The organism is Leptolyngbya sp. PL-A3, from assembly GCF_039962325.1.
Lineage (GTDB): Bacteria > Cyanobacteriota > Cyanobacteriia > Elainellales > Elainellaceae > Vacuolonema.
Genome location: NZ_JAMPLB010000012.1, coordinates 135,505 through 158,843, shown reverse-complemented (window position 1 = coordinate 158,843; position 23,339 = coordinate 135,505). Strand labels below are relative to the sequence as shown.

At 47.8% G+C, this 23,339-nt stretch carries 12 protein-coding genes; 4 read left to right on the top strand and 8 right to left on the bottom strand.

Annotated features, from left to right (window positions below):
* Positions 1-54: 54 nt before the first annotated feature.
* The 8 genes from NDI52_RS12075 to NDI52_RS12040 form a co-directional block, all read right to left on the bottom strand.
* Positions 55-4,797: an ATP-binding protein gene (locus NDI52_RS12075; protein WP_348256426.1), complete on the bottom strand. Its 4,743-nt coding sequence runs from the start codon at positions 4,795-4,797 to the stop codon at positions 55-57.
* A 727-nt stretch (positions 4,798-5,524) separates the two neighbouring features.
* On the bottom strand, positions 5,525-7,189 hold the full coding sequence (locus NDI52_RS12070; RefSeq protein WP_348256425.1) for a hypothetical protein: 1,665 nt from the start codon (positions 7,187-7,189) through the stop codon (positions 5,525-5,527).
* A complete protein-coding gene (locus NDI52_RS12065; RefSeq protein ID WP_348256424.1) occupies positions 7,189-11,415 on the bottom strand; it encodes a protein kinase in 4,227 nt (1,408 codons plus the stop codon). The genes NDI52_RS12070 and NDI52_RS12065 overlap by 1 nt, the downstream gene beginning before the upstream one ends.
* On the bottom strand, positions 11,415-12,818 hold the full coding sequence (locus NDI52_RS12060; protein WP_348256423.1) for a restriction endonuclease subunit S: 1,404 nt from the start codon (positions 12,816-12,818) through the stop codon (positions 11,415-11,417). Before NDI52_RS12060 ends, NDI52_RS12065 begins: the two co-directional genes overlap by 1 nt.
* A complete protein-coding gene (locus tag NDI52_RS12055) occupies positions 12,819-14,870 on the bottom strand; it encodes an N-6 DNA methylase (protein ID WP_348256422.1) in 2,052 nt (683 codons plus the stop codon). It lies immediately after the preceding gene.
* On the bottom strand, positions 14,867-17,407 hold the full coding sequence (locus NDI52_RS12050) for an N-6 DNA methylase (protein WP_348256421.1): 2,541 nt from the start codon (positions 17,405-17,407) through the stop codon (positions 14,867-14,869). The genes NDI52_RS12055 and NDI52_RS12050 overlap by 4 nt, the downstream gene beginning before the upstream one ends.
* Before the next feature lie 48 nt (positions 17,408-17,455).
* Positions 17,456-17,845, bottom strand: a complete 390-nt coding sequence (locus tag NDI52_RS12045) for a helix-turn-helix transcriptional regulator (RefSeq protein WP_348256420.1) — start codon at positions 17,843-17,845, stop codon at positions 17,456-17,458.
* Positions 17,846-17,994: 149 nt separating this feature from the next.
* Entirely contained in the window at positions 17,995-18,498 is a 504-nt protein-coding gene (locus tag NDI52_RS12040) for a MerR family transcriptional regulator (protein ID WP_348256419.1), read from the bottom strand.
* Between the two features lie 257 nt (positions 18,499-18,755).
* On the opposite strand from NDI52_RS12040, the gene NDI52_RS12035 reads away from it, so the two are divergent.
* From NDI52_RS12035 to NDI52_RS12020, 4 genes are read left to right on the top strand one after another with little or no spacing between them, the layout of a single operon-like run.
* A complete protein-coding gene (locus NDI52_RS12035; protein ID WP_348256418.1) occupies positions 18,756-19,748 on the top strand; it encodes a nucleotidyltransferase in 993 nt (330 codons plus the stop codon).
* Entirely contained in the window at positions 19,745-21,439 is a 1,695-nt protein-coding gene (locus NDI52_RS12030; RefSeq protein WP_348256417.1) for a ThiF family adenylyltransferase, read from the top strand. Before NDI52_RS12035 ends, NDI52_RS12030 begins: the two co-directional genes overlap by 4 nt.
* Positions 21,417-21,878, top strand: coding sequence for a Mov34/MPN/PAD-1 family protein (locus tag NDI52_RS12025; protein WP_348256416.1), 462 nt, complete (start codon positions 21,417-21,419; stop codon positions 21,876-21,878). The genes NDI52_RS12030 and NDI52_RS12025 overlap by 23 nt, the downstream gene beginning before the upstream one ends.
* On the top strand, positions 21,875-23,311 hold the full coding sequence (locus NDI52_RS12020) for an SAVED domain-containing protein (protein WP_348256415.1): 1,437 nt from the start codon (positions 21,875-21,877) through the stop codon (positions 23,309-23,311). The genes NDI52_RS12025 and NDI52_RS12020 overlap by 4 nt, the downstream gene beginning before the upstream one ends.
* Positions 23,312-23,339: the final 28 nt, after the last annotated feature.

Sequence of the window (23,339 nt, the reverse complement as noted above, 5' to 3'; positions counted from 1 at the left end):
CTTCGTCTCACTGTCCTTATTTTTTAGGCAGAACTTGAAGCCTCAACAAAATTTTCAAACTGCTGTTCTTGTACTCCCACCATGCTGAGTTAATCTCGGACGAAGTCTAACCTTCAATGCTCCTTTAACAAAACTATCCTCGCTAGACTTGCCTGACCAAATATATGCTTCTCCCGGACCTAACTGGCTCATCTTTTCAGGAGTCAAATTGTCCAGAGCAGCGTTAGCTTTTTGGATGTGCTTAAGCCAGGCTGGCGAATTAAATCTATGTAGGATTATTTGTGACGATAATTCGATGAGAGAGGTTGGCACTGAGGGGGGATCTTGTGACGCAACCATTATGCTAGTGCCCTTGTGACGCATCTCACGGACAATCTCGATTAGACCAGCAACAAGGTCTGGACTTTCTATGTATTTGTGAGCCTCGTCAAATACGACAAGTTTGTTAAATAGCGATTCTTGATATGTCGCCTCTGAAAAAATTTGCAACATTACAACGAATAGACCTAGCGCCTCATCCTTCTCGATGAATTCATCGCGTAAGTCAACGATTACAAGGCGTCCAGGGCGAATGATATCTACAAGCTTTTGGCTGTCCTCAATATACTCAGCAGCAAACTCTAAACGAGTCTTAGCTAAATCCTTTAAGTGGTCTGCTAATCCTGATTCCTCGACTGCAGTGACTAGGGATGCATAGGTCAGGTTATCCCTAAGCTTTCTCAAAATTAGATTGATTTGGCGCAGGTACATACTTTGGCTACCTACAGCACCCATTAAAAATTTCCAATGTGATGACTTTAGTTCTGAAGCAGCAAAGGTAATTGGTAGAACTTGAATGTCTGGGTATTCAACTTTTCGCTCATCAACTTTTGACTTGGGAACAAGAATTACGACATCCTCTAAGCACGTAGGTTTAGCATGATATCGCTCTCGCAAGGCTAAAACTTGATCCTGTTCCGAATTCGGCTGAACCATTGAGGTGAATTCGGGTTTATAGTCTTGTGTTGGACTGTAGTGAAAGATGACAGTTGCAAGAGGTTTCGGAAGCACATTAATGCCGGGTGCGGGCAGACAAGCCATCTCGACGATACTTCCTAATGTGTAGCTTTTTCCTGCACCTTGAACTCCAAAAAGACTTATTGTGTGGGTCTGGTTCAAATCCAATGCAATTTTATGTCCAGATGATTCCCCTAGTATTCCGTATTGAGGGGAGCCTGTTTGTGTTCCAAGAATGATGTCGTATGAAAGCGTAGACGCCAGTGGAACTTCAAGTTGAACAGGTATTTGAGGTATTTGATCTGGTACCACACGTTCCTCTGGGACGGGCACCGTAGGAGATTCAGACAATGCCTGAGGTTGCTCAACGCTTTGGGAATTTGACGAAGTTTCTTCGGAAGGAGACTCGACTGGAGACGGTACCGTACTGAATGAGTCTATTTTTGTTCCTTCAGTCTGTTCATTAATTTCAATGGACGACGTTCGCTTGGATTGTGAGTAGGATTCCCACGTCACCAAATGGCTACGCTTGGGTCGAATGAAAGCAGCAGATTCTAGGCGAGGAATAGAATCTTCTGAGTTGGAAGATTTGCCAGTTGAGTCATCTGATTCTGGTTCAGTCGTCTCCGCAATTAATGCCCTAATCAAATCAATTCCAACACGATGGAATTCGATACCAAATTCTTTCTCGGGTGGCTCTGTTCCAGGTTTATCAAAATCAAAAATTAGCGCACTTCGAGTGAATTCAAGTGTATAACCTTCCTCCAAAGTGGTTAGTAAAACATCAGCTTCTTCAGCAGCTTGCTGATCAATGAGTCCATAACGAACTGTCCTATCTAGATAAAACTTGAGCAATGTGGCAAATTGTCTGGTTAGTAGCAGACGGTCAGGGCGATCTGGGCATTTCCAGTTGGGATCAAAATACTCGCGTAAGACTTCCTCGCTGCGATTGATTTGCTGAACAATTTTGTCGCGTAATTGATTGTAGGCATTTAGGCTACCAACGGTATGGCATTTCACCTCAACTAAGTTGCAGGTCACGGTACGGGAGGAAGCATTTAGCTCAAATAGTGCTAAATCTGTTCTTTGCAGCGTAACCTCGTTCCCTACTGCTTCTGCATATTTCTTTGAGGACTGAAATAGTTCTAGGTGGGCATCTAGGGGAAGAACAATTTGATTTGATAACGCCCCCTGATACTTTAGGAAAAGACGAGCTAATGCCAACCCTAACACTTCAGCTTGTTGAGTAGATGAGGAAAGCAGCTTTAGTGCCAGACGACTGGATAGCAGCCTCAGTTGTTCTAAAATCAGCGAAGTCTGCGGTCTTTCGATGCGAGAACCATAACGGTCTAACACTTTGTAAAGTAAAGCCTCTAGCTCAGATAGCGATCGAGATGTAATCACAATCTGATAACTGCTCCCAGTGAGCGCGCTTGGAATGTAATCTACAAGGTAGTCAGGGCGATCGCTCTTTCCACCATGATCAAAAAACTCAATCCCTAAGTTGCGATCGATGGTAAAAACCCAATCACTGACGCCATGAACATAGTGAATTAATTCACGTTTATCCGCATCGAGACCCAATGTAATCTGAGGGCGCTGTTCAAATGCAGGAGCGTTGAGGGCAATTGTTGAAACTGCACCAGATAGAGTTTTCGGTAACGAGGCAAGTAAATCAATAAGATGGACATCTTTGTTTGTTAGATGGGTTGCCTCACCATGCCGAGGTTGTCGTAGCCAATATGTCCCAGTCTCGTCATCATGATACTGAATATCAAAGTCCTGAATTAGTCCGTGCAGCGAAGCGACATCAGTCGGGCGCGTAGCCTCCCCCGTTGAGATTGCTGCTGCTGGGAATAAGTCCAGCAATAAGCTGAGATGAGCACGGTAGGTATCTGGAGTGGCTCGAAAATCGTCAATTGAATGGATTGACAGACTGAGTTTAGGAAAGAGGTGGTTTCCACTCGATATTGAGAAGGCATCTGCATCAGAACTGGTTGTTCCAGTTGGCGAAAGAAGTTGCTCTAGTGCCTCACCTACTCCGGGAGCCTCTGAATCTGAGACGAATAAACGAATGTCATAGCGAAGCTGTGAAAAGGCTTGCTGCTTTTGAAGGGATACTAATGCACTTGCTAAGACAGATGCCTGACCTGGATTGAAAAGATTAATACAAAGTGTGCGAATGTATGGGTGCTGCACCAAGTAGCGGGTGATTCGAGATGCCAGTACGCCTCCTGTAATTGACGAGCCACCAATGTTAGGCTCAGGCAGGTCAAATACAGTACAAACTTCAGCTAGCAGTCCTCTAGGATCTTCAACATTTGCGGGAGCATAGAGAGACCAAAAAGGGTGAATGTTGTCTATGGCTGCAAAAACCCTGCCATCAGACAAAGGTAAAGTTGAAGGCACATTGGACAAAGTAATTGTTTGAAGTAAAGCGTCTCTCACAGGAGCGGCATACTCGGTTCCTCCTTTTTTCGCCTCTAGCAGCCAACTTTGAGCCACCTGTGCCCAGCTTGTAAGCCAGAGTGCTCGTAGTGGATGAATTGGACCTATTAAAATTGCTTCCCTAACTTTGCCTCTAAAGTCTGTCAGTACGAGGTGGATGGTGTCGAGTAAAAGTACGGTGCGGAGAGCTGCGATCGCTCTTTGTTGATCTGCACCAGTGCTGCGCTCAATTTTAATTTTTAGGTCTAACAAGAGGTCTTGATATGCAGCAGCATACTCACTAGAAATATCTTTAAGGTTCAAGAAATCCGCTGCCTGAGAAATCAGCTCTTTCTCTGAGCCAAGAATTGATTCAAAATATTTGCTTCTCGCTGCCAGGAAGCTTTCTACTGCTGTCAGTTTAGGTAACTCCAGAATGTCTGGAATAGGCATCTCAATCTGTCGGTTGTTGATCTGTAAGCGCCAACTTACTGGGCTGCTAGGAGATGATAGGATGCGTTGCTCGATATGTCGAAGATGCCGCGCAACCGGAATGTGAAAAATACCATTCCGACCAAATTTCACTTCCAATAGTTCTTGGGGCGATTGACGAGTGCGTTTATTGCCGTTGCTCCAGCCAACCGATTCAAGTCTAATAGCCTCCGGGTCACGCCCCTCTAAAATAGCTGCAAACTGTAGCTGAAGCCTTGCATACTCAAGGCTATGCTCCTGCGGGAAGGAGCGTTGAGATGCTTCTTCCTCGAAATCTCCCTCTGGTAGAACGTAGAAAGGTTCACTTTCATTCGGGGCAAGCAAACTGTCGTCTGACTCCTTACGGGGATCGACTACGGGAATTGGATCGTTATCTTCTGTCCAAGCAAGAATCCGAATGAAATGCCAGCCCTCTTCCCAATCAACCTTGTTCAGCTTGTCGAGTGAAACTGTACAAGCTAATTTCTTAGAACTCCAGGCTTTCGGAGTCTTAACAACCCCTACCGGAGTCCCGTCTTTCGTAAGAATTTGTACTGAAAAGTGGTGTAAGCCTTGAACTTGAGATGGATGAGGATCACAGCTAAAAGTTACGCTAAACTTGCGGCGATCCTGGGGCAGTAGAATTTGTTGCCCAATAAGTCCCTGCAATCGCTCATCTGATTCAGTTTCGGGAACGACGGGCAAATCAATTGACATCACCTCCACCAGTACTTTGTCAGTTCTGATCTCGGTTTCAAACTGCCATTTGTCGAAAGACAATCCCCAGTTTGGGGCATTGAGAACAATTTGGCGAGTCCAAGCTTGAGGATTGTCTAACCCTGCCTCAATCAGGAATTGGGTCAGCCGACGCTGAAAAGTTTTATCGCTCAATCCCAATTCCATAGCTCTGCCTCGGATCGACAAATCCGAGTAGGTGAGTTTATGGACTGACTCATGGTTTCTGGAGATACGGTTAATGGCGATCGCCGGATCGTTAAAGAGCTTGAAATCTGGTACTAGCCCCAGTTCAAATAAGGCAGCTCCCAAGGATGTACCATCAATGCCATTACGGATAGCAGTGAGCAAATAGCGGACTTGAGCAACCTCATCTGCCCATGCCCAACGAATTGTTATTAAATGCTTCAGAATTGCCTGCGTATATCCTTGAAGCGCTGAAGGAACTTGCAACAGCAGTGTTTCTGCTAGTCCACGATAGATATTGCTGACATCGATTTCTTCAAATGTTGCAACGCCAAAAGAGTCTTCGGCACTGGTTTGGAGATTGGGTGGTAGGAAGACAAGCAATGGTGAACCGAGAGAACCATCAGGTAGAGGATTCCGCAGTTCTACCAACTTCGTGGCGGAAACAAATAGGTCGGGATAATCACTGCCCTGCTGCTGGTCAGCCAGGATAAAGACCTGAGTATCTACAAGGCTCTCTCTCAGACTTTGACAAAGGGACAACATTAAATCCCAATCCAAGTCCGCAACACGCATACAGTGACCAGGAGCACGGGAGGTCAAGATTTTCTGAAGCTGAGGCAGTAGCCATTCCTTCAAGGCGTCAGTCAGTTCTGCTGGTTGTAATTCTCGAAAACTGGTACTCATGAGCTTGCTCTCCTGTTATGCGCTATCGCCGTGCGTCTTGGGTAATGGTGTAACGCGGAGTTACAGTCTGAGTTATGTAGGCATCGGATAAGTCCTGGAAAAAGCCAATTTCCCGCAGTCGAGTCTTGAAGGCATTGACGTTTTGTCGTAAAGCTTGGCGATCGAGAATACTTGCTTGTTGAAACCCGTCGTAGGAGGGCAGTTGATCAATGTAAATTCCATAACGCTCCCTAAGGAACTGGAGCAATTCTTCAATCCGAACTTCACGGGTTTTGAACGATGTTCCCTGGGGCGTCAGAACTGCAATCTGCAAGAGAACTTCTAGCAAGCGACTGCCCATTGCAAAATAGCGTGGACTGCCTTTAGCACGAGCCTGGGCAAGTAAACCGGTATCGCTATTCTTCATCAAGAACGAATCTAAGCATTTGGTAACCCGCTCTCGATGAAACTTGCCTCGAAGTGCTACCAGGATTTCGATATAAGTCTCAAAGGCATCGAGTCCCATATCTAAAACCCGCTGCACTTCTGGATCAACATCTTGAGTTTTGCCAGATTTGGTTTCTTCAACCAAGCTCGCCAGCCTAGCCTTAAAGTAAGCATCTCGATCGAGTGCTTGTTTAGGTCCTAGAAACTCAAGAACCTGCCCAACAGAGAAATAGCCAGCACTGGGCAACGCTTGTTTACCTAATTTGCTGGTTAAGTAGTCAACGAACTCATCCAGCTTTTTAGTGATGAACTGTGCCTCGATATATTTGGGAAGACGGCGGTAGTGGCTGTCAGCACTGCGATACGCTAGAGCCGTCATATGGGAATTAGTGGGATCTCCCATATCCACGACTAAGCCGATTCGGTGTGGGCAGTTTCCATGAGGTGATGTTTGATCATCAGGATCAACAGGGCACTTAGTGCAGATTGGGTCATCACTACGTTGCTGAACTAACGAGGGAAGAAGTTTAAGCAGGCGTAAATGGTAAAGCGCTAAATGAAATGACAGTAGGGTTTTGAGGTAATCCACCAGGACAGAACGGGGGATGTGTTTCTCATATACCAAGAGGCGGCGAATATCATCAGCGAGAAAATCAGCTTGCCCAATGCAGAGGGGAGAAAACCGATTGGGAGCTTTGGAGTCGCGCATGTCACCCGTTACCTGTTGATCAAGCCGTAACAGAGCTTGAGTTTCAACATCAACAGCAACTTGGGGATTATAGCGATCGGTATTTAGGTCAATGCCTAAGAAGAAGAACCGTTTGAGGGCATCTCGCACGGTCTGTCCGCGCCCCCGGCGCGCGTAGTAGAGCATCCAGTAAAGCTGATCGGCTGCTCCATAGTCGCGAGTATGTCTGGCATTGCGAAATTTATAGGTGTTGCCATGCAAGGGACGCGGAGCAGCGATCGCCTGATTTGGCTTCCCCCGATTCACTAAATCCATCAAATCGGTTTCGATCCACTTTCGGACAACATCTGGGTATTGGGTAAACCCCGAAAACCATTCAGGGTGTTCAAGAAACTCTTTGGTGAATTCTTCCAACGACAGTTCCGATTTACGGGGCGGTCGGCGGCTGTTGTGACCATCAAAGCGAAGACGCGGAAACAAAAGCGTTAAGACCCGATCAATCTCGATGTGAGTATGATCTACATAGGTGACTTTGGGTAAGCGAAATTCTTTGTCTCGTCCTTGAATTGCCATTACTGGTCGCCTCCCGTGCTACTCAGATCGCTAGGTGTTGGAGGTGAATTAGAACTCGCCCCCGAACTAGACTGAATTTGCTCCATCAAAAGCTTGCCGTCTGTTTCCCGTTTAATTCGGTAGAACTCGAACTCGTTCTCCGTCAGTAAAACTTCCTGGTAAGGAGCAGAAGACAGGACATTCTTAAACATTACGAGACTTTGATAGAGTCCCTGTTGCTCCTCGCGGCTGGGGCGATAGCCATTCTTCAAGCGGGTCAACATCTCATAAACATCCAGATTCAAAACGAGATTTGCCTGCTGCCCTGTACCAGAGGAGTACTGAAGAATCAGGGTTTGAGGCAGATATTCAATGAAGCGAGAGTTGATGATAGAACGTAGAAGAGAAAAGGCACTGGCGGGAAAGAGGCGGTAGCTACGGACGGTTGCCTTCTCAACTTGGCGAACGCGCAAAGCCAGTTGATCGCCCAGTCGAGTTGGATTCTTTAAGCCCTCTCCACGATTGATAGCAGTGAGCAAGGAGGGGACTTCGGTAGCTAAATCTTTTGTGCCAATGATCAGTTCCTGGAAGCGATCGGCACTTAGATAGGGCAACATTTGCCGCCAATCGCTATCTCGACGCTCAAAATAATGGCGACGGCGGAGCATCGCAACATATTGACGGTAAGATTCCACGCGCTGGGAGCTGTTGCCTTCTGAGTAATCTCGTGGCAACTGATCAAACACTCTTTGGAGCAAGTCATCGTCGTAGTGCCCTCGCTCTGGAAAAGCAAAGCGTGCCATTTCTCGATCATTGGGCTGTAGGAAAGCGAAGCTACGATCGAGTTCTGGGCTGCCTGTTTCACCAACATCCACTTGTCGAAGGAGGGAAACCAGGCGATCGGTTGAGCCTTCGGTGCCACCTAACCACGAGTTGAAGTAGAAGCCGTCGAGAATTTTCTGAATTGCGTCTGGAGTGCCAGCCCGGTACAGTTCATGAACACTGTCACAATCAAGAGTTCCTACCAGCATGAATGCCAGTGCCGATCGCAAGTCGCGCAAGGTGATATGGAGCCGTCCACGCAGATGGGTGAGGGTGTATAGCTGTTTTAAGCGTTCGATAACTTTTGGTCCCGCCGTTGCATCCATCAAAGTGCGAGCGTTGTGATGGATGTAGCACTCCTGTTTGAGGTCGCAGCTTTGGCATGCTTGCCAGAAGCGTTCCTCAGTCATGCGACGGGCAAGACGACCAAAGATTGATGCATCCGTGAAGGGTGGATTCGTGACGATGGCATCGATCGCCCCAGATGCTGTTCCGCTGCCACAGAAGGGGTCAGCAACGACCGAGCGCAGATTGAGGTTGACAACAGCGACGCCGTTTACAGGGTCGCCTCCTTGCAGCCCACCTCGAACGATCGACATCAGGCGGGAAAATTGAGTTTCGTGATCGGTCAGAAAGTCAATTAAACGACCTTCGTTAATAGCAATGAGTCGAGTTTGGTCAGTTGCCCAGGTGGTTTCATTGCCCTGGAAGGGGCTAAAGAAATCGGATAGCACCGCATCGTTGACACGATCGCCCTCATCCTGGCTACCGTCGTAATTGGTGACAAAGTTACGCCCGTTTAACTGGAAGGTTGCACCGTTCTGCCCACGATCAATTTGAGCGGACTGGCGTTCAGCGTGTTTTTCGAGCTGTTGAATGAAGGCGGTCTTGCCATCCCCGGCATTTCCAGAAATAATGACCAGGCGGAATTCTCCGCTCAGAACAGCGCTCATAAGCTGCACGTCCAGCAGTGTGGGGATGTAGAGCGCTTCCCCGATCGCGTCTAATCCCCGTGTGCCAGCGTTCGTTTTTTGGCTTTGGCTGTAGACAGTGAGTAAATGGCTGACAAAAGGATTGAAGTTGGGTTTGTCAGAGAGAATGCCATCAGGCAGAGGCAGCAGCGAATCAGCAGAAACTGCTTGAATGGGTGTTTTGGGAAGCCGTAGAGTTTTAATCTCGTTGAGCGCTCGCAGCAGGGCTTCAGCCGAGGAGAAACGATCGGCTCTGGCAGGAGCAATCATCTTTTGCATTAGATCGACCAATTCGATGCTGAGATCTTCACAGCCTTCAAATTGGCGAGGATCTAGTGCTTGCTTGCGTTTTGGAGGTTCTAGCTCTTGAAAGGGGTACTGTCCGGTAACGCACTGGTAGAAAGTAATTCCAAGTGCGTAGAGATCCCGGTCAATTTTGTCAGTCTCAGTTAGCTCAAAGCTGAAGTTGAGATCGGGCGGGAAATAGCGACGTGTGCCACCAATGCCAAGCTCATCCTCCAGGTCGGATTCTGCCACGTTGAAGTCAATAATCCGCACCCCTTCGTTCGTCCAAAGCAAATTGGAGGGCTTGATGTCCTGGTGATAAACCTTTTCGTTGTGAATGTGAGCTAACCCCAGAGCCGTTTGACGAACGATTGTCATCGCATCTTCGAGCGGAATGGTTTCTTTGTCCAATCGCTCTTCAATGTTTTGCCCTCGGAGAAAGTCAAAGACGATATAGGGAGTGTCGTCTGGTAGCTTTCCTGCTCCAGTAACCGGAACTACGTTGGGGTGGGGAGGCAATTTGCGGAGCGTAGCATACTCTCGTCTCAGCCGTTCGTGGGCTGAAATTTTGTCATAGAGAATCAGCTTGATGACCTGGTCGCAATTGGCGTAGAAGTCAAACACCTGGTAGGCAACCCCAAAGCGTCCCTGTCCCAGGTATGCCTGCACTCGAAATCGTCCGTCCAGCTCATGTTCCTTCGGCAGGTTCTTGAGATCTAACACGGGAGTTTCGGCTTCAGCAGCAACTTGAGCAGGGGTGGGAACGGCAGAAGTAATTATCTGAGACAGCTCGTGTAAGGCAACGGCAGCGCTGGGAAAACGGTCCTCAGGGTCGATCGCGCAAAATTTTTGTAGCCAATCATCAAACCCTTGAGGTAAATCAGGTTTGTGTTCAGAAGGCTTGATTGGGAAGATGGCATCAAACTCCATCACCTGGTCTAGGTTCTCAAAAGCCAGTTCCCCCGTCAGCAACTCAAAGAACACTAGCCCAGCCGAAAACAGGTCAGAGGCAATGCTGGCTTGTTTTGGATCCTTATCGCACTCTGGAGCTAAATAGAGCGGATCGAGGTCATCGACAATCATGCCAGCGACGGTGCTGGTACGATGCTTGCCAACGCGAGCATAGTCAAAGGCTGTCAGGCGGGCACGCCCATCCGGGCTAACCAGAATGGCATCGGGGGTAAGGTTGCGGTGGATGACTTCATATTTGTGTGCGTGATCGAGAGCAACCAGAACATCACGCAGGATTCCAAGCTTTTGATCGAAGGTGAGGGCAAGGGAGGCTTTTTTGATGTGTTGCCGTAAAACCTGACCAGGGACATCTTCTGTGACCAGAATGGAACGATCGCCCTCTTCAGTTTCAAAAAAGTCTTTAACAGCGAGGATATTTTGGTGGCTGGGCATCTTAGCCACTGCCCGGTAAGCGTTGCTGATACGCAGCCGTTCAGCTTGACGGGCGGCAGTTTCTTGATAGGGGTCTACCTGGTAGATGCGGAGCAGTGTAGTACCACCCCCTTTGCCGGTGAAGATGTTTTTAGCCCGGTAGTCTGTGAAACGATCGCCACCACCGAGCCGATCTTCGATTTGCCAGTTGCCGTAACAGGGAGGTGCTGTGAGGGCTTTTGCCTTGCCTCTGATAGCGTTTTCGACCAAACCCAGCAGGGATTGAATGTTATCAGAACGGGAGCCGGGAATGTGGGATTTGTCTTTGAAGTAGGTGACGCACTTGTTGTTGAGGTAGGTGATATCATCCTGGTCACGTCCGCTGTAGTCATTGACGTGGGTGGTGGGATGAGTCATGAGAACGGCAGCATGGACGTGGATGCTACGCAGGTCAGACCGAGTGGGGTGAGCTGATTGAATTAAGGCTTTGACGACTTTGGCGTGTTGGCGCAGTTTTGCCAGAGGAGAGAGGTAGGGCTGGCGACCATCGGGATACCATTTGTTGCCATAAATATCGAGTTGCCCTTTGATGCCCTTAACGTCAACGACAAAAACGCAGTGGGGAGCCAATATTGCGAGGTCAATTTCAAAGACTTCTGCACCCTGGGTAATCTCAAAATTGTGCAGCACGGTAAAGGTGCTGGGCAAATGGTCGCGCAAGTAGGCGATCGCCTTACGCTCAGAATCATTGACTGGCTGACCAATGGGAACAATTCGCGCTGGCATTAAACCCCCTCCAAAATTGCCCGTTCTACCATTGCCACTGCCTCGTTTTCTAGCACATTGGAGCGGTGCCGTTTTTCGTAGGCATCAACCACCAACTCATGAATAGCTTGCTGGGTGTTAGGGTCGGGATAGGGAACAGGTAGATGGGGTAGAAAAGCGTAATGGTGATCTTGCAGTTTGCTGCCAACGGCAATCGATCTGAGCATTCGGAAAGCCGTTTCAGAACGCATGAAAGCAAAGAGGCAGCCCCTTGGCATGACTTGCTCATTGGCAATCACACGTAACAAATCCTCTGAATAAGCCCTTTCAAGGGCTGGACCCGAAATGAATTCTGAACGACAATAAAGTTCGCTTTCGCCCAGTGTTCCCCGTGCTGCAACTAGGGTAGTTCCGTCTGGAACGATGACATCACTGCCAGCTCCAAAGCGAGCAATCCAACGTCCTTCCGGCTGCTGCCAAAAAAGTTGCTTTTGATTAATCAACAGATAACTGTAATCTGGGTCTGCTTCAATCCGGTTAAAGCGATTGCCACGCCGTAGAGTTCGAGGGATGCAAATGTTTCCCAAAGTTTTGTATGAAGCCGACTTTATTTTGTCACAAAGCTCCTGGAACCTTGGATTGAAATTGGCTGCGCGAAGTGAGGCGGGAGAGTTGAGTTTTGCAGTGAAAGCGAGGTTGGGGCCTGTACTATGCCACTCACCGCAGGTTATGTCTGCTAAACCAACTGCAACAAATAACTGTTGGGTAGCTTGCTGAACTTGAATCTGATACTCCGTTCTCAGTTGAGCAGCTTCTACTACCTTCTGATGGACTTGTGCTTCAAAGGAATCGCCTAACCGAGGAACATTTAAATTCTTGATGTGATCAGGTTCAATATGTTGAATTACTGCTCCATATGTTCCCGAAGTAACTAGGGGAGTTCCAAAAGGACTTTTCAGAAAAGCATACAAGTAACCAGGTTTAATTTGATTTGTGTCTGGAATAACCCTCATTACATCTTCAGAACAAGCCATACCATCCATATCAGGACGACAGTAAGTCATCCGCCCTATCGTGCCCGCTCTTGTTATTAGAATATAGTTCTCGTGAATGATAAGTTTAGGGTTGATTTGAGCAACTCTCTTTGCGATAGGGCGAAGGTAAGTAAAATCTGCTTGCAAAATATCTGTACTGGAAAGAAACGGGATCCCATTCTCGAGGTCGTTTACCCAAATCCTTGAAATTCTGCCAGCATTAATGATGCCGGCTATCCCGCCTAGCGTGAGAGTCTGCAATGGATCTTTCCTGACCCTCAAACCATCTATTAATAATTTCGCTTGAATAGCTCCTGACAGATAGGGACCACAATCAAGCCTTCGCCCTTCTTGTTCTAACCAAGTGCTAGGGATGACATCGGATTTCATTTATCTAATCTCCCTATCTTGAGCGTATAAATGAAACCTTTCAGCTACTTCAGGAAGTTCATCATGTATTACAAACTCTCTACGCCTTTCAGTTTGAGTTATTACTCGTTCACCTAAACGAATCCGCTCAACCACATCTTTCGTAACAACAATAATTTCTCCGTTGGCTGCTCGCTTAAAGATTGGCTTACCACGAGAGTTTACACCGCCTTTTTCAGCAACCGCCATAAATACTGAATATTCAGCATGACCCAACTGCATCAATTCTTCTATGCTGCGTCGTCGTAAAACTAGAAAACTAGGTAAAGCTGGTGACAGGCGATATTGGTTTACTGTCACCTTAAATGGCTCGAGTGGCAGTTCTATACTTGCTAATACTTCACATCGCTGTAGAATCCACCAACGAATCGCCTCATCTCCTGGATTACCTAACAAACCATTGGGTAATAGAATGCCGACACGACCAGTGCCTGGTTTAACCCATTCAACGGCTCGTTCTAAGAATAAAACTTCTGGGGGAACACCACCTTCTCGTAGATTGCCAGTATTACGATAGTTACCGTCTTCAGTTCGCTCCCAAATTTTTCCTAATTCAAAGCTTTGCAGGATAGTTCGATCATTTTCAATATCTGTGCTTCGAGTGGAAAATCGGGGATTTACCACAACAATATCAGCTGTTCCAAGCTGGATAGCACTAGATGCTGGTTCTACACCATCAAAATCTCCATTAGGAAATAGCAGCGAGTTCAAATGAAAAATACGCCCAGGATTGCCAGATGTTAGAAGCATATTGAGACGGGCTGTAACTGCTAGATCTGGATCTTTCTCGCAACCAAAGGCGTATTGGGCAGCCCAATCTCTCATTCTTGTTTGAGCATTTTCCATCTGGCTAGAAGTTGCATGTTGGCGATCAGTTCCTGTTTCTGCCAAGAAATGATCAAATAAATGAGCGGCTGCTACTGTCAAAAATGTTCCTGTCCCACAAGCACAGTCTAAAATTCGTTCATTCGGTTTAGGATCAAGTATCTGAACCACCATCCTGGCAACGTTAAGAGGAGTAGGATAGCGGCCGTCCACTCCGTCCATTACCATACGAACAATAGAACGGTAAGCAAAAGTTCGGTCCAATGGATGAGTTTGCGAAAGAGAATACTTTGATAACTCTTTTACAACCTGAGCTGTTTCATTAGGTGCTAGATTTAAGCGCCAACTTCTAGAGAGGATATTGGGTTGCCATGGTTCAGCATCTCGAAGACAACTATTAATTCGTTGTGAAATCCTGTCCTGTCCTTCTGAAACAAATGGTTCACTTCCTCTAACCCAGAACTGTCGATCATTAATTTGGCAAGTCTCATCATATAGTTTTGCAAATAGGAGTATTGCAAGTGGTTGAAAAGCGGTCTGTTGATTGTATCCACGCAAGCTTCGTAGATAGCGGTAACATCTTTCCAATACATCCTTTAAATCTTCTGATTCAGCAGGAACTTGAATGGGTCCACCCGTTTGATTTACTGCTTCTGTATCTTCACCAGGAGCAGGTAAAACTCCTAATGGAGTAAACCGAGTTTCAAATCTGTCATGTTCTGCCTGAAGATAAAAGTCTTCAAAACCATTTGTCCAAATACCAAATCGGCACTCTGGTAAAGCTTCCATCAAACGCTTCAGTGGCTCTAAATCAGAAGCAGCTTCCTCCGGTGTCCTCAGTCTTCCTCTTTGCTTTTGTGGTTTACAAATGACGATACGGTGAATATTGTCATTGATATGTTCTGTACCAGGACGGAAAATTGCAATGTCAATCTTGGTACGATTACCTGAAATGCGAGGATTGTAATCTCTCTTCAAATCATGACGGCTAAAACCAAAACTGTTAATCAATTGATGTAGAACTCTCTGCACCAATTGAACCTTTGATTTATTGTTTGAGGTTAATTTGATGAATTCCCCTGTGAGAATGTCAATGATAAATTCTTCAGGGTTCTCTTCATCGCCTGAAGAAACTTCATCATTTTCATTTTCCCCAGCGGTCAGATTTTCATCATCAAAGTCAGTCATTGCTTCTGCTCCTGGAGGAACTGATCATACTTATCACCAATAACTGGCAGATCATCATCTAAAACAGGCCGATTGAGCTGCATCTTTCGAACGATGAGGCGATTGCCTACTTTGGATTGAAAAACTAATTCCTCCGGCTCAAGCACCTCCTCACCTGATGGCTTCCGTTTGTATAACTTGTTGCCTCTCCGATCAAAACCTACTTTTTCGGCAACCGCCATAAAAATGGCATAAGGTTTCTCTGCCTGTTTTTTCTCATCGGGAGCCTTCCGCCGTAAGAACAGCAGGCTAGTCAAAATGTTGACATTGGCATCCACGATGAAGATCTCTACTGGCAGGTCAATGCTGGCTAATACCTGCGTTTCCCGCAAAATCCACCAGCGAATGTACTCAGCTCCAGGATTCCCCAAAATTCCATCTGGAAGTACGATTCCCATCCGTCCAGTTCCCGGCTTCAACCATTGAACGCACCGCTCAATAAACAAAATCTCCGGTGCCACACTGTTCTGAATCTTGTCGGTTTTCCGGAAGCTACCATCGCTCTGTCGCACCCAGATATGCGCCAAGTCATACTGCTTCAAAATTTTGGGGTCTGTAATAGGAATGTCCGCTCCAAACGGAGGATTGGTCATCAGCACATCAATGCTGCCTAACTTCACCTTCTCTACGGCATCCTTAACATCTGCCATTGCCCCAGCCGGAAACTCCAACGAGTTGATGTTAAACAGATTGCCATGTTCGTTACTTGCCATCGCCAGGTTCATCTGGGCAGTACGCACCAAAAATTGGTCAAATTCTGCCCCAAACACCTTCGTGCGGACGTAGTGACGGAACTGGGCGTAATAATTGGCAAACTCCTCAGAAGACTCAATTTCCTCGGTTCTTGTCGGCTTGTGCTTAATTTTGCGGAACACATGGTCCAAAGCTGCGACTAGAAACCCACCTGTACCAGTTGCAGGATCAAAGACCGTTTCGTCCTCCTTCGGATCCAGCATTCGCGCCACCAGTTTCGTTACCCCTCTAGGCGTGAAATACTGACCGCGATCGCCCCGCAGGTTTGCCCCGACCAGTTCTTGATAGGCTGCTCCTTTGACATCAATCTCCGTCCGGGTGAACTCAAACTTGCCAAGTTCTGACACCACAAACGCCAGGGCACGCTCTGATAGCGATATTTCTTCCGTCCCGCGAAATAGCTTTTTGTAGATCTGCTTAACCTCTTCAAACAATGCTTTAATTCGTGCCTGAATTGCCTTACGTCCCTCCTCCTCAAACTGGTCTCTGGGACCCGCCCAAAATCGCCGCTCCTCCCTGGGTGATCGCTCATCATGCATCTTGCAGAAGATGAGAAAAAGGAACTGCCAAAAAGCAGCATCTTTGGGCAATCCCTCATTGCCATGAATGAAGTTGTGACAGCGCCGAAATGCAGTTCGCAGCATCTCTGCGTCGGCATAACGAAGTTGCACCATCGGGATTGAGTTTTCCTGCTCGATCGGAACATCAATCGGTGCCCAATCAGCGATCGGCTCGAAAATCAGCTTTTCGTCTACCTTCTTCTTGGTTAGATAAAAACACTCCAGCCCATTAGTCCACATCCCATGCTGGCAAGACTCAATCTCACCCATGACCTCTTCCAATTCCTTGAGGTCTTTGGAAGCCTGCTCGTGGTCCCGTACCCGAACCGACTTCTTCCCCACCTTTGGCTCAGGACGGCAAACCACCACATGGGTAATATTGGCTGCTTCGTGTTTCGTACCCTGCTTAAAAATGGCGATATCCAGCTTTTTTCGCCGCTTCCCCACTTTTACGGCAAAGTCCCCCTCCATATCACCCACAGCAACCCCATACTCGTGGCAAATTGCCAGGGCAATCCGTTGCCGCACCTGCTCTTTGGGGGTCTCCTTCAGTCGCTTCTCCCCGCTGATGAAGTCCAGAATGTAGCCATCGGCGATCGTGGTGTCATCCTCCCCCTCATCACTCTCCTCGTCCAGTCCACTACCATTGCTGATGAAGGAGCTATCTTGGCTATCTTCTAAAGCAGTCTTTTGCTTTGTTTTTCGTTTTGGTTTAGTAGGCTCCACTGCCGCTTCAGACTCTGGAGGCGACACCTGTGCAGCCTTTTGACGAGTTTTTCGCTTCGGCTTGGCAGGCTCTACCACTGCCTCAGACTCTTGAGGGGGCAACTGCTCTGTCTCTTGCTTTGTCTTTCGCGTGCGTTGGGTAGACTCCAGCACTGCTTCAGACTCTGGAAGTAGCACCTGTGCAGCCTTTTGACGAGTTTTTCGCTTTGGCTTAACAGGCTCTACCTCTTCTTCAGACTCTGGGAGTGGCAATTGCTCTGTCTTTTGCTCTGCCTCTTGCTTTGTTTTTCGCTTCCGTTTAGGGGGTTCTGCCACCACTGATTCAGCCTCTGAAGACGGCGGTGGGGCAGCTTTTTGCTTCGTTTTTCGCTTTTGCTTAGCAGGTTCAACCGCCACTTCCTCAGGTTTTAGAAGTGCCAATTGTTCTGATTCTTTACTGGTCTCACGCTTACGACTCATGCAGTTGCTCACTCTTAATACATCGCCCTGTGGTTTTAGGAATAGGAGTTAGTTCGGGGAGGGCGAGTAATCTCTCAAATCACCTAAGGAGGAAGCAGTTGAAAAATCTTTCTCAATAAACATCAACACCTGATTTAGCTGCTCATCCGATAGCCCTTTTGCCATGACTAAGCGAATCAGTTCGAGCAATTTTGGCTTCTCCTTCAGCAACGAGGTGATATCTGGATCAGTCGTTGAGGTCAACCGGAACAAAACATCGGGATCAGCAGCCAAGACTCGTGCCAACTCTTTAATGACCTCTGGTTTAGGAGGTGGCTCCTTGCCCCGCTCAATACGGCTTAAATAAGCAGCCGAGATACCCACCCGCCCTGCGGTTTCCCTTAGCCCCATATCCTGGGCTACTCGAAGCTGTCTGAGGGTATCGCCGAACTTGTTCATGGCTTCATAGATGTTGTCTGTTGCATAACGCTAAACACTTTTCTTATTCGATTGTCCTTTGAGACAACCCCAAAGGGGAAGGGGGTTAGAACCGAAACTGCGGTAATCTTAACGACACATCATCGGGAGAGCATTTCTCGCAACAAACCTTAAGCTGAACGGGCGGGTTGGGCTTTAGCCCTTAGCCGAAAGCTTTCAAAATCAATCACTTTAGACTGGCGGGCAGCTTCCCAAACCTCCTCAACCACGCTTGCCAATGGTGGGATCACAATCAGCATGTACTGTCCCAGTTCGCGATCGCTTTTATCGGCAACCTTCATAACGCGAGGCATATCTGACCAATCCGGCATCACCCAGTACACCTCGTCGTTCAGAACCACAATCTTTTTGTCCCTCAAGCTATTGTCAAAACCACTGTTGTCCAGCAGATTGATAATTTTTCGGACGGTTTGAAGCGAAACCTCCTGGCGCAGATTCTTAATTGCCCGGATCTCTAACACTTGCTCCCAGGTGTAAATGACTGTTGGCTTCTTGGAATTGCCGTAACGCTCTGGCACCACAAGCCCGCTGCGATCGAGATGTTGCAGCCGGTTTGACGTGGTCTCAGTCAGAGCTAGGGTCTCTTGTCGTGTAAACCCCTCCATCACACCCATAGCGATCCTTCCAGTAATTGATCTTGAATCCTCAACATAGAAATACGGCAACCGCCTGTAAGATTAATTTTACTTATCAGAAAACAACGTATTAGATCCTGGGCGATCATGAATACGTTAACTTATACTGTGATCAAACGCAATATAGAGCCTACTCTAAGCTCTAACTCCTTGGAGCGAAAGTAACTTGAGGGTATACCTCTCTAACTCCTTGCGTTGCAGCGTAAGCCATTCACATGGAGGGCAGCACAGAGTACATGGTTCCAAATAAACGCTTTGATGAACTCCTTACCGACATTGAACCGAGTTCTACAACCAAAGGAAACGCATCTTCTGCTCACACTGAAGTTCGGAGCCACCTAAGTTCTTGCGAGGAGTTCAGCGATCGCCATGTTCGGGACTTCTTGGCAGGAAGTTACGCAAGGGATACGGCGATACGACCAAAGAAATTAGAGGATGGGTATGAGAGACCAGACGTTGACATCATAATCGTCACGAACTACGGCATCTCAACCGATCCTACTGAAGTGCTTACAGACTTGAGCGATGCTCTCAGCACCTCCTTTGAAGTCGAGCGGATCAACAAACGGTCTGTCAGAATTGTGACTAGTAAAGCTGAGATGGACGTTGTGCCGGTAATCGAGACTGGTACTACTTACCATCTCCCTGATAGGGACCTTGGTTACTTCAAAGAGACCAACCCACCTGCCCATAACGATTGGAGCAGGGATCAAAATACACTCTTCAACGGTCGTTTTAAGCCGTTAGTCAAGATGTTTAAGTGGTGGCGGCGCGAAAACAAGAGTGGAAAGCGACCTAAGGGTTTTGTGCTCGAAGTGTTAGTCGCAAAGCACGCACCGATCAACGAGACTCACTATGGCGAAGCCTTTACACAAATGCTCGAAAACATTTATTCAGCGTATGGGCACGTAGATAAGCCATCCATTGAGGATCCAGGGTTACCTGGTAGTGGTAGTGACATCCTATCGAAGGTATCCATTACCGATTGGAAAAACTTTATTGAGCGTGTTCGTGTTCACGCTGGCTATGCACGACAGGCACAGAAGGAAACCGATATGGAGGAGGCAACCCGTCTCTGGCGTAAGTTGTTTGGTTCAAGATTTAAAGCTACCGCGAACGCTGCTCAGGAAGATAGCTTGACTACCTACGCAACTGCACCTGCGGCGACGACAGGTTATGTCTTTCCCAATGCACCTGCCACACCTAACAAGCCGCGTGGATTCGCATGAAATTTTGGTGGCTCACAAACTATGCCCGCATTCGCGCTGAGAAGACAGCGATCGAGCAGATTGCTACTGATGAGGGCTGGTTCCGGCTCTCCGGTTGGCAGATACATGAGTTTCGCTTTTCAGCCAATGGCATAATTATCGCCCATGGAATCGAATACTCCATTCGCCTCATATACCCAGACCAGTTTCCTTCCGTCCCGGCTTGGGTCGAACCTCAGGATTCTAATGCGCGGTGGAGTTCTCATCAGTACGGCAAAGGCGGCTTATTATGTCTAGAGCTTCGCCCAGATAACTGGTCTCCAGATGCCTCTGGAGCTGATGTTCTGCGAAGTGCTTACAACCTTCTTTACTTGGAAAACCCGCTCGGTGAAGGAGGACACGGAGCTGTTCCTTCTGCGGATCAGATCGGTGATGTGCAATCTTACGATTGGGGGTCGGAATCAGTTTTAATCAGCTCCGGCTGCCTTAAACGGATCCGAGACGGTGCTGCTGTAGGTGTCCGTGCACTACGGTGGACACCTGAGGACAATGTATGGCCCCTTTTGGTATTTGACACTGCCGATTGTCTCCAGCCTCAGCATCTTGCCTCCTCTGACATTGACACCTTTTGGCAGGAGTTGCCGGTTGTGATCGTGCAGTCATCCATATTTGACTCTACCCCTGAGGATCGTGCTGCGCTTGCTTTAACGCTGAATACTGATCTCTCAGATGAATTTCTCAATGATGCAATCGTTATTATTGCTATTTGCGAAGACGGTATAAAACCAATTCATTCCCCGAATGGAGACTCAGTTTTCGTGCGAAAGTGGGTTGTTTTGCCTGAGGATGCCGGATCTCGAACAGGGAGGAAGACAGAGGGGAGGAGTAAAAGCGTTGCTTTAGCTGGGCTTGGTTCAGTCGGATCTAAGATCGCTGAGATACTGCTGCGTTCGGGTGTTCATCGCCTTGTTCTCATTGATGGTGATGTGATGCTACCTGGCAACCTTGAGCGCCATATTCTTGACTGGCGAGATGTCGGTTTCCGTAAAGCAAAGGCAGTCAAACGCCGACTGAAACGCATCGTCCCGGGTGCAAACATTCATGTGATTCCCGCTAATCTCAATTGGCAGCGATCGGCGAAGACGTATGCTGATCAATTGGAGGTTATTGCGGAGTGTGACCTCATCGTTGACGCAACAGGTGATATTCCAACTGCCTTACTGCTTGGGGCGATCGCCGCTGAGAACAAGAAGCCGTTTATTTCGACTGAGGTCTTTGAAGGGGGACTCGGCTGCTTGGTCGCTCGATCTATCCCTGAACGGGATCCACCTTACATCAGAGGGCGAGCTGCTTATGTTGCCTACTGTGATCAGAGAAACGTGGAACCTCCTGCAAGCGGTCATCGAGCTTATGAAGCATTGACTGAAGCAAGCGAACCTTTGGTCGCAGACGATGCTGCGGTTACCATCACTGCTGCACACGCCGCCCGAGTAATTCTTGATGTTCTCGACCAACAGATTGGAGCGACCGATAATGCCTGGCTTCTCTTTGGTTTTCGTGAAGGTTGGCTTTTTAAGCATCATGGTGACAACATCAGCCTTGATGTTGGTCCAGAGCCTCCTCGCCCCCCAATTGTCGATGATATTGAAATGCAAACGTTCGTATCTGCATTAGCAAAGGAAGTGCTCGATGCGACTGCGCCTTCCCCATGACCAAATGAACCTGCTGATGGACGCCCTTCGTAGAGCAGGGGAAAAAGAGATTGGAGGGCAGATATTCGGTGAGCAGCTTATGCCATCGGACTTCCGAGCCATTGAATTTACCGTCCAGAGGCGTCCTGGCAGGTTTGCACAATTCATGATTGATCTCGTACAGGCTGCTCAGGATGCCGCACGCTTTTTCGATCGCACAAAGCACCGCTACACACGTTTTAACTACCTTGGTGAATGGCACAGTCATCCCAGCTTTGAGGTCCAACCAAGCAGCAAAGACATAGCTACTATGCGAGCGCTTGTATCAGATCTGGAATTCAAGGGTAACTTCGCTGTCCTCTTAATTGCTCGTCTAGATGATGACCACCTCAACTGCGGTGCCTGGCTCTTCGAGCCGAACGGTTCTGAGCAGCGCATTACATTAGATATAGAGTTATGACGATAGAGGAGCCAACATTAACTGACGCAAAGGGGCTGGGCGGTATCATCGCGCAGGCGGGATTTGATTATCAAGTTTGGGATGCGCTCATCCGACTACCAAATTGGCTCAAGAATCCTGCTTTTGACGGCATGATCTTTGAGGGGTTAGAGGATTTGGAGGTCCGCTTCTTCGCCCCGCATGCTCCGCATGGTCATTTTTTAGATCGGTTCCAAGCGAAGTCAGGTATGTTAACTCGTGCCGAACTCATTGATGTTTTCAACTCCTTCGAGGTTTTTGCAGCTAAACATCCTTCCGTAGCGCGTGTTCAAACTCTGGTGACACCAGCCCTTCCTCCAAAATTGGCTTGGCTCGCCCGAGACCCCGATCGCGTTCGTCAAGCCAGACCGTTCTACAGCCCATTTGCTGATATTCAGGCAGCCAGCAACGAAAAACTTCGACAAGATCTTGTTGAGGAATTTGGAAATGAGCTTGGTAGCTTGTTCGCTAACTCTATTGAAGTCTCTTTAAGAAATTTGCCAGATCGAACGCATGCCGAAATGGGTTTCGCAGCATCGATGGAAAAAGCATTCCCCCATTTAGGATTTACCTCTCGCAAAATAGTGGAAGGATTCGGTGCATTGGTCGATCTCATCGCACAATCTCGTGGTGTGATGCTAACCCAAAGTCGTCTGGTTACTGTACTGGAGGAAGCACTTGGATCTGCCCTAATTCACAATCGAAAGCTTAAGATCCATATCCGTTCAGACCGCAATGGTTCCAGTGAAGATGCGATCGCGATAGACGCAAGTAGGTTTTCTGGGAGTGAAGGTCAATTCCCTCCTTGTGAAGAATGGCAAAACGATCTAGTTGCCCCTCTTACAAGGACCGCCGATTGGGCTAAGGTGAACCATTACCAACACATTGCGCTATCGGGTTCCTACCGTCTAACAACAGCTTTTGCTCTAGGATGGTCATTTCGATCAGCAACCGGATTTGAAATTGACATTCCCACACGACAGGATGCTTGGGCTACTGACGATCGCCCAACAGTTGACGATGCTTCCTTGCCATGGAAACTAATTGAGCCTGGATCACTCGTGAATGGATGTCTAAAAGTTGGAGTCGGAGTTATGCGCGATCCCACCTCCGACATCCTAGCGACTATTAGACTCCAATCAGCGACTGATATTTTAACTGTGTTTCTTCCGGCTCCACTTGCCACCGGAACCCAAGCTCAAGCTTCTGTTCGATTCGTGAAAGGTGCAGTCGTTCAAGCTGTGGCACGGCTACGTCCGATAGCCATAGATCTCTATTTTGTAGGTCCAGCAGCATTTGCCATAGCATTAGGACATCGTTGGAACGCACTTCCACCCACACAACTACACGAGTTTATAAACACTAATGGATGTTATGTACCCACTTTAATGATTGATGGTTTGTCCCGAAGATAAAGCGTTTACATGAGTGGCAATGGCATTA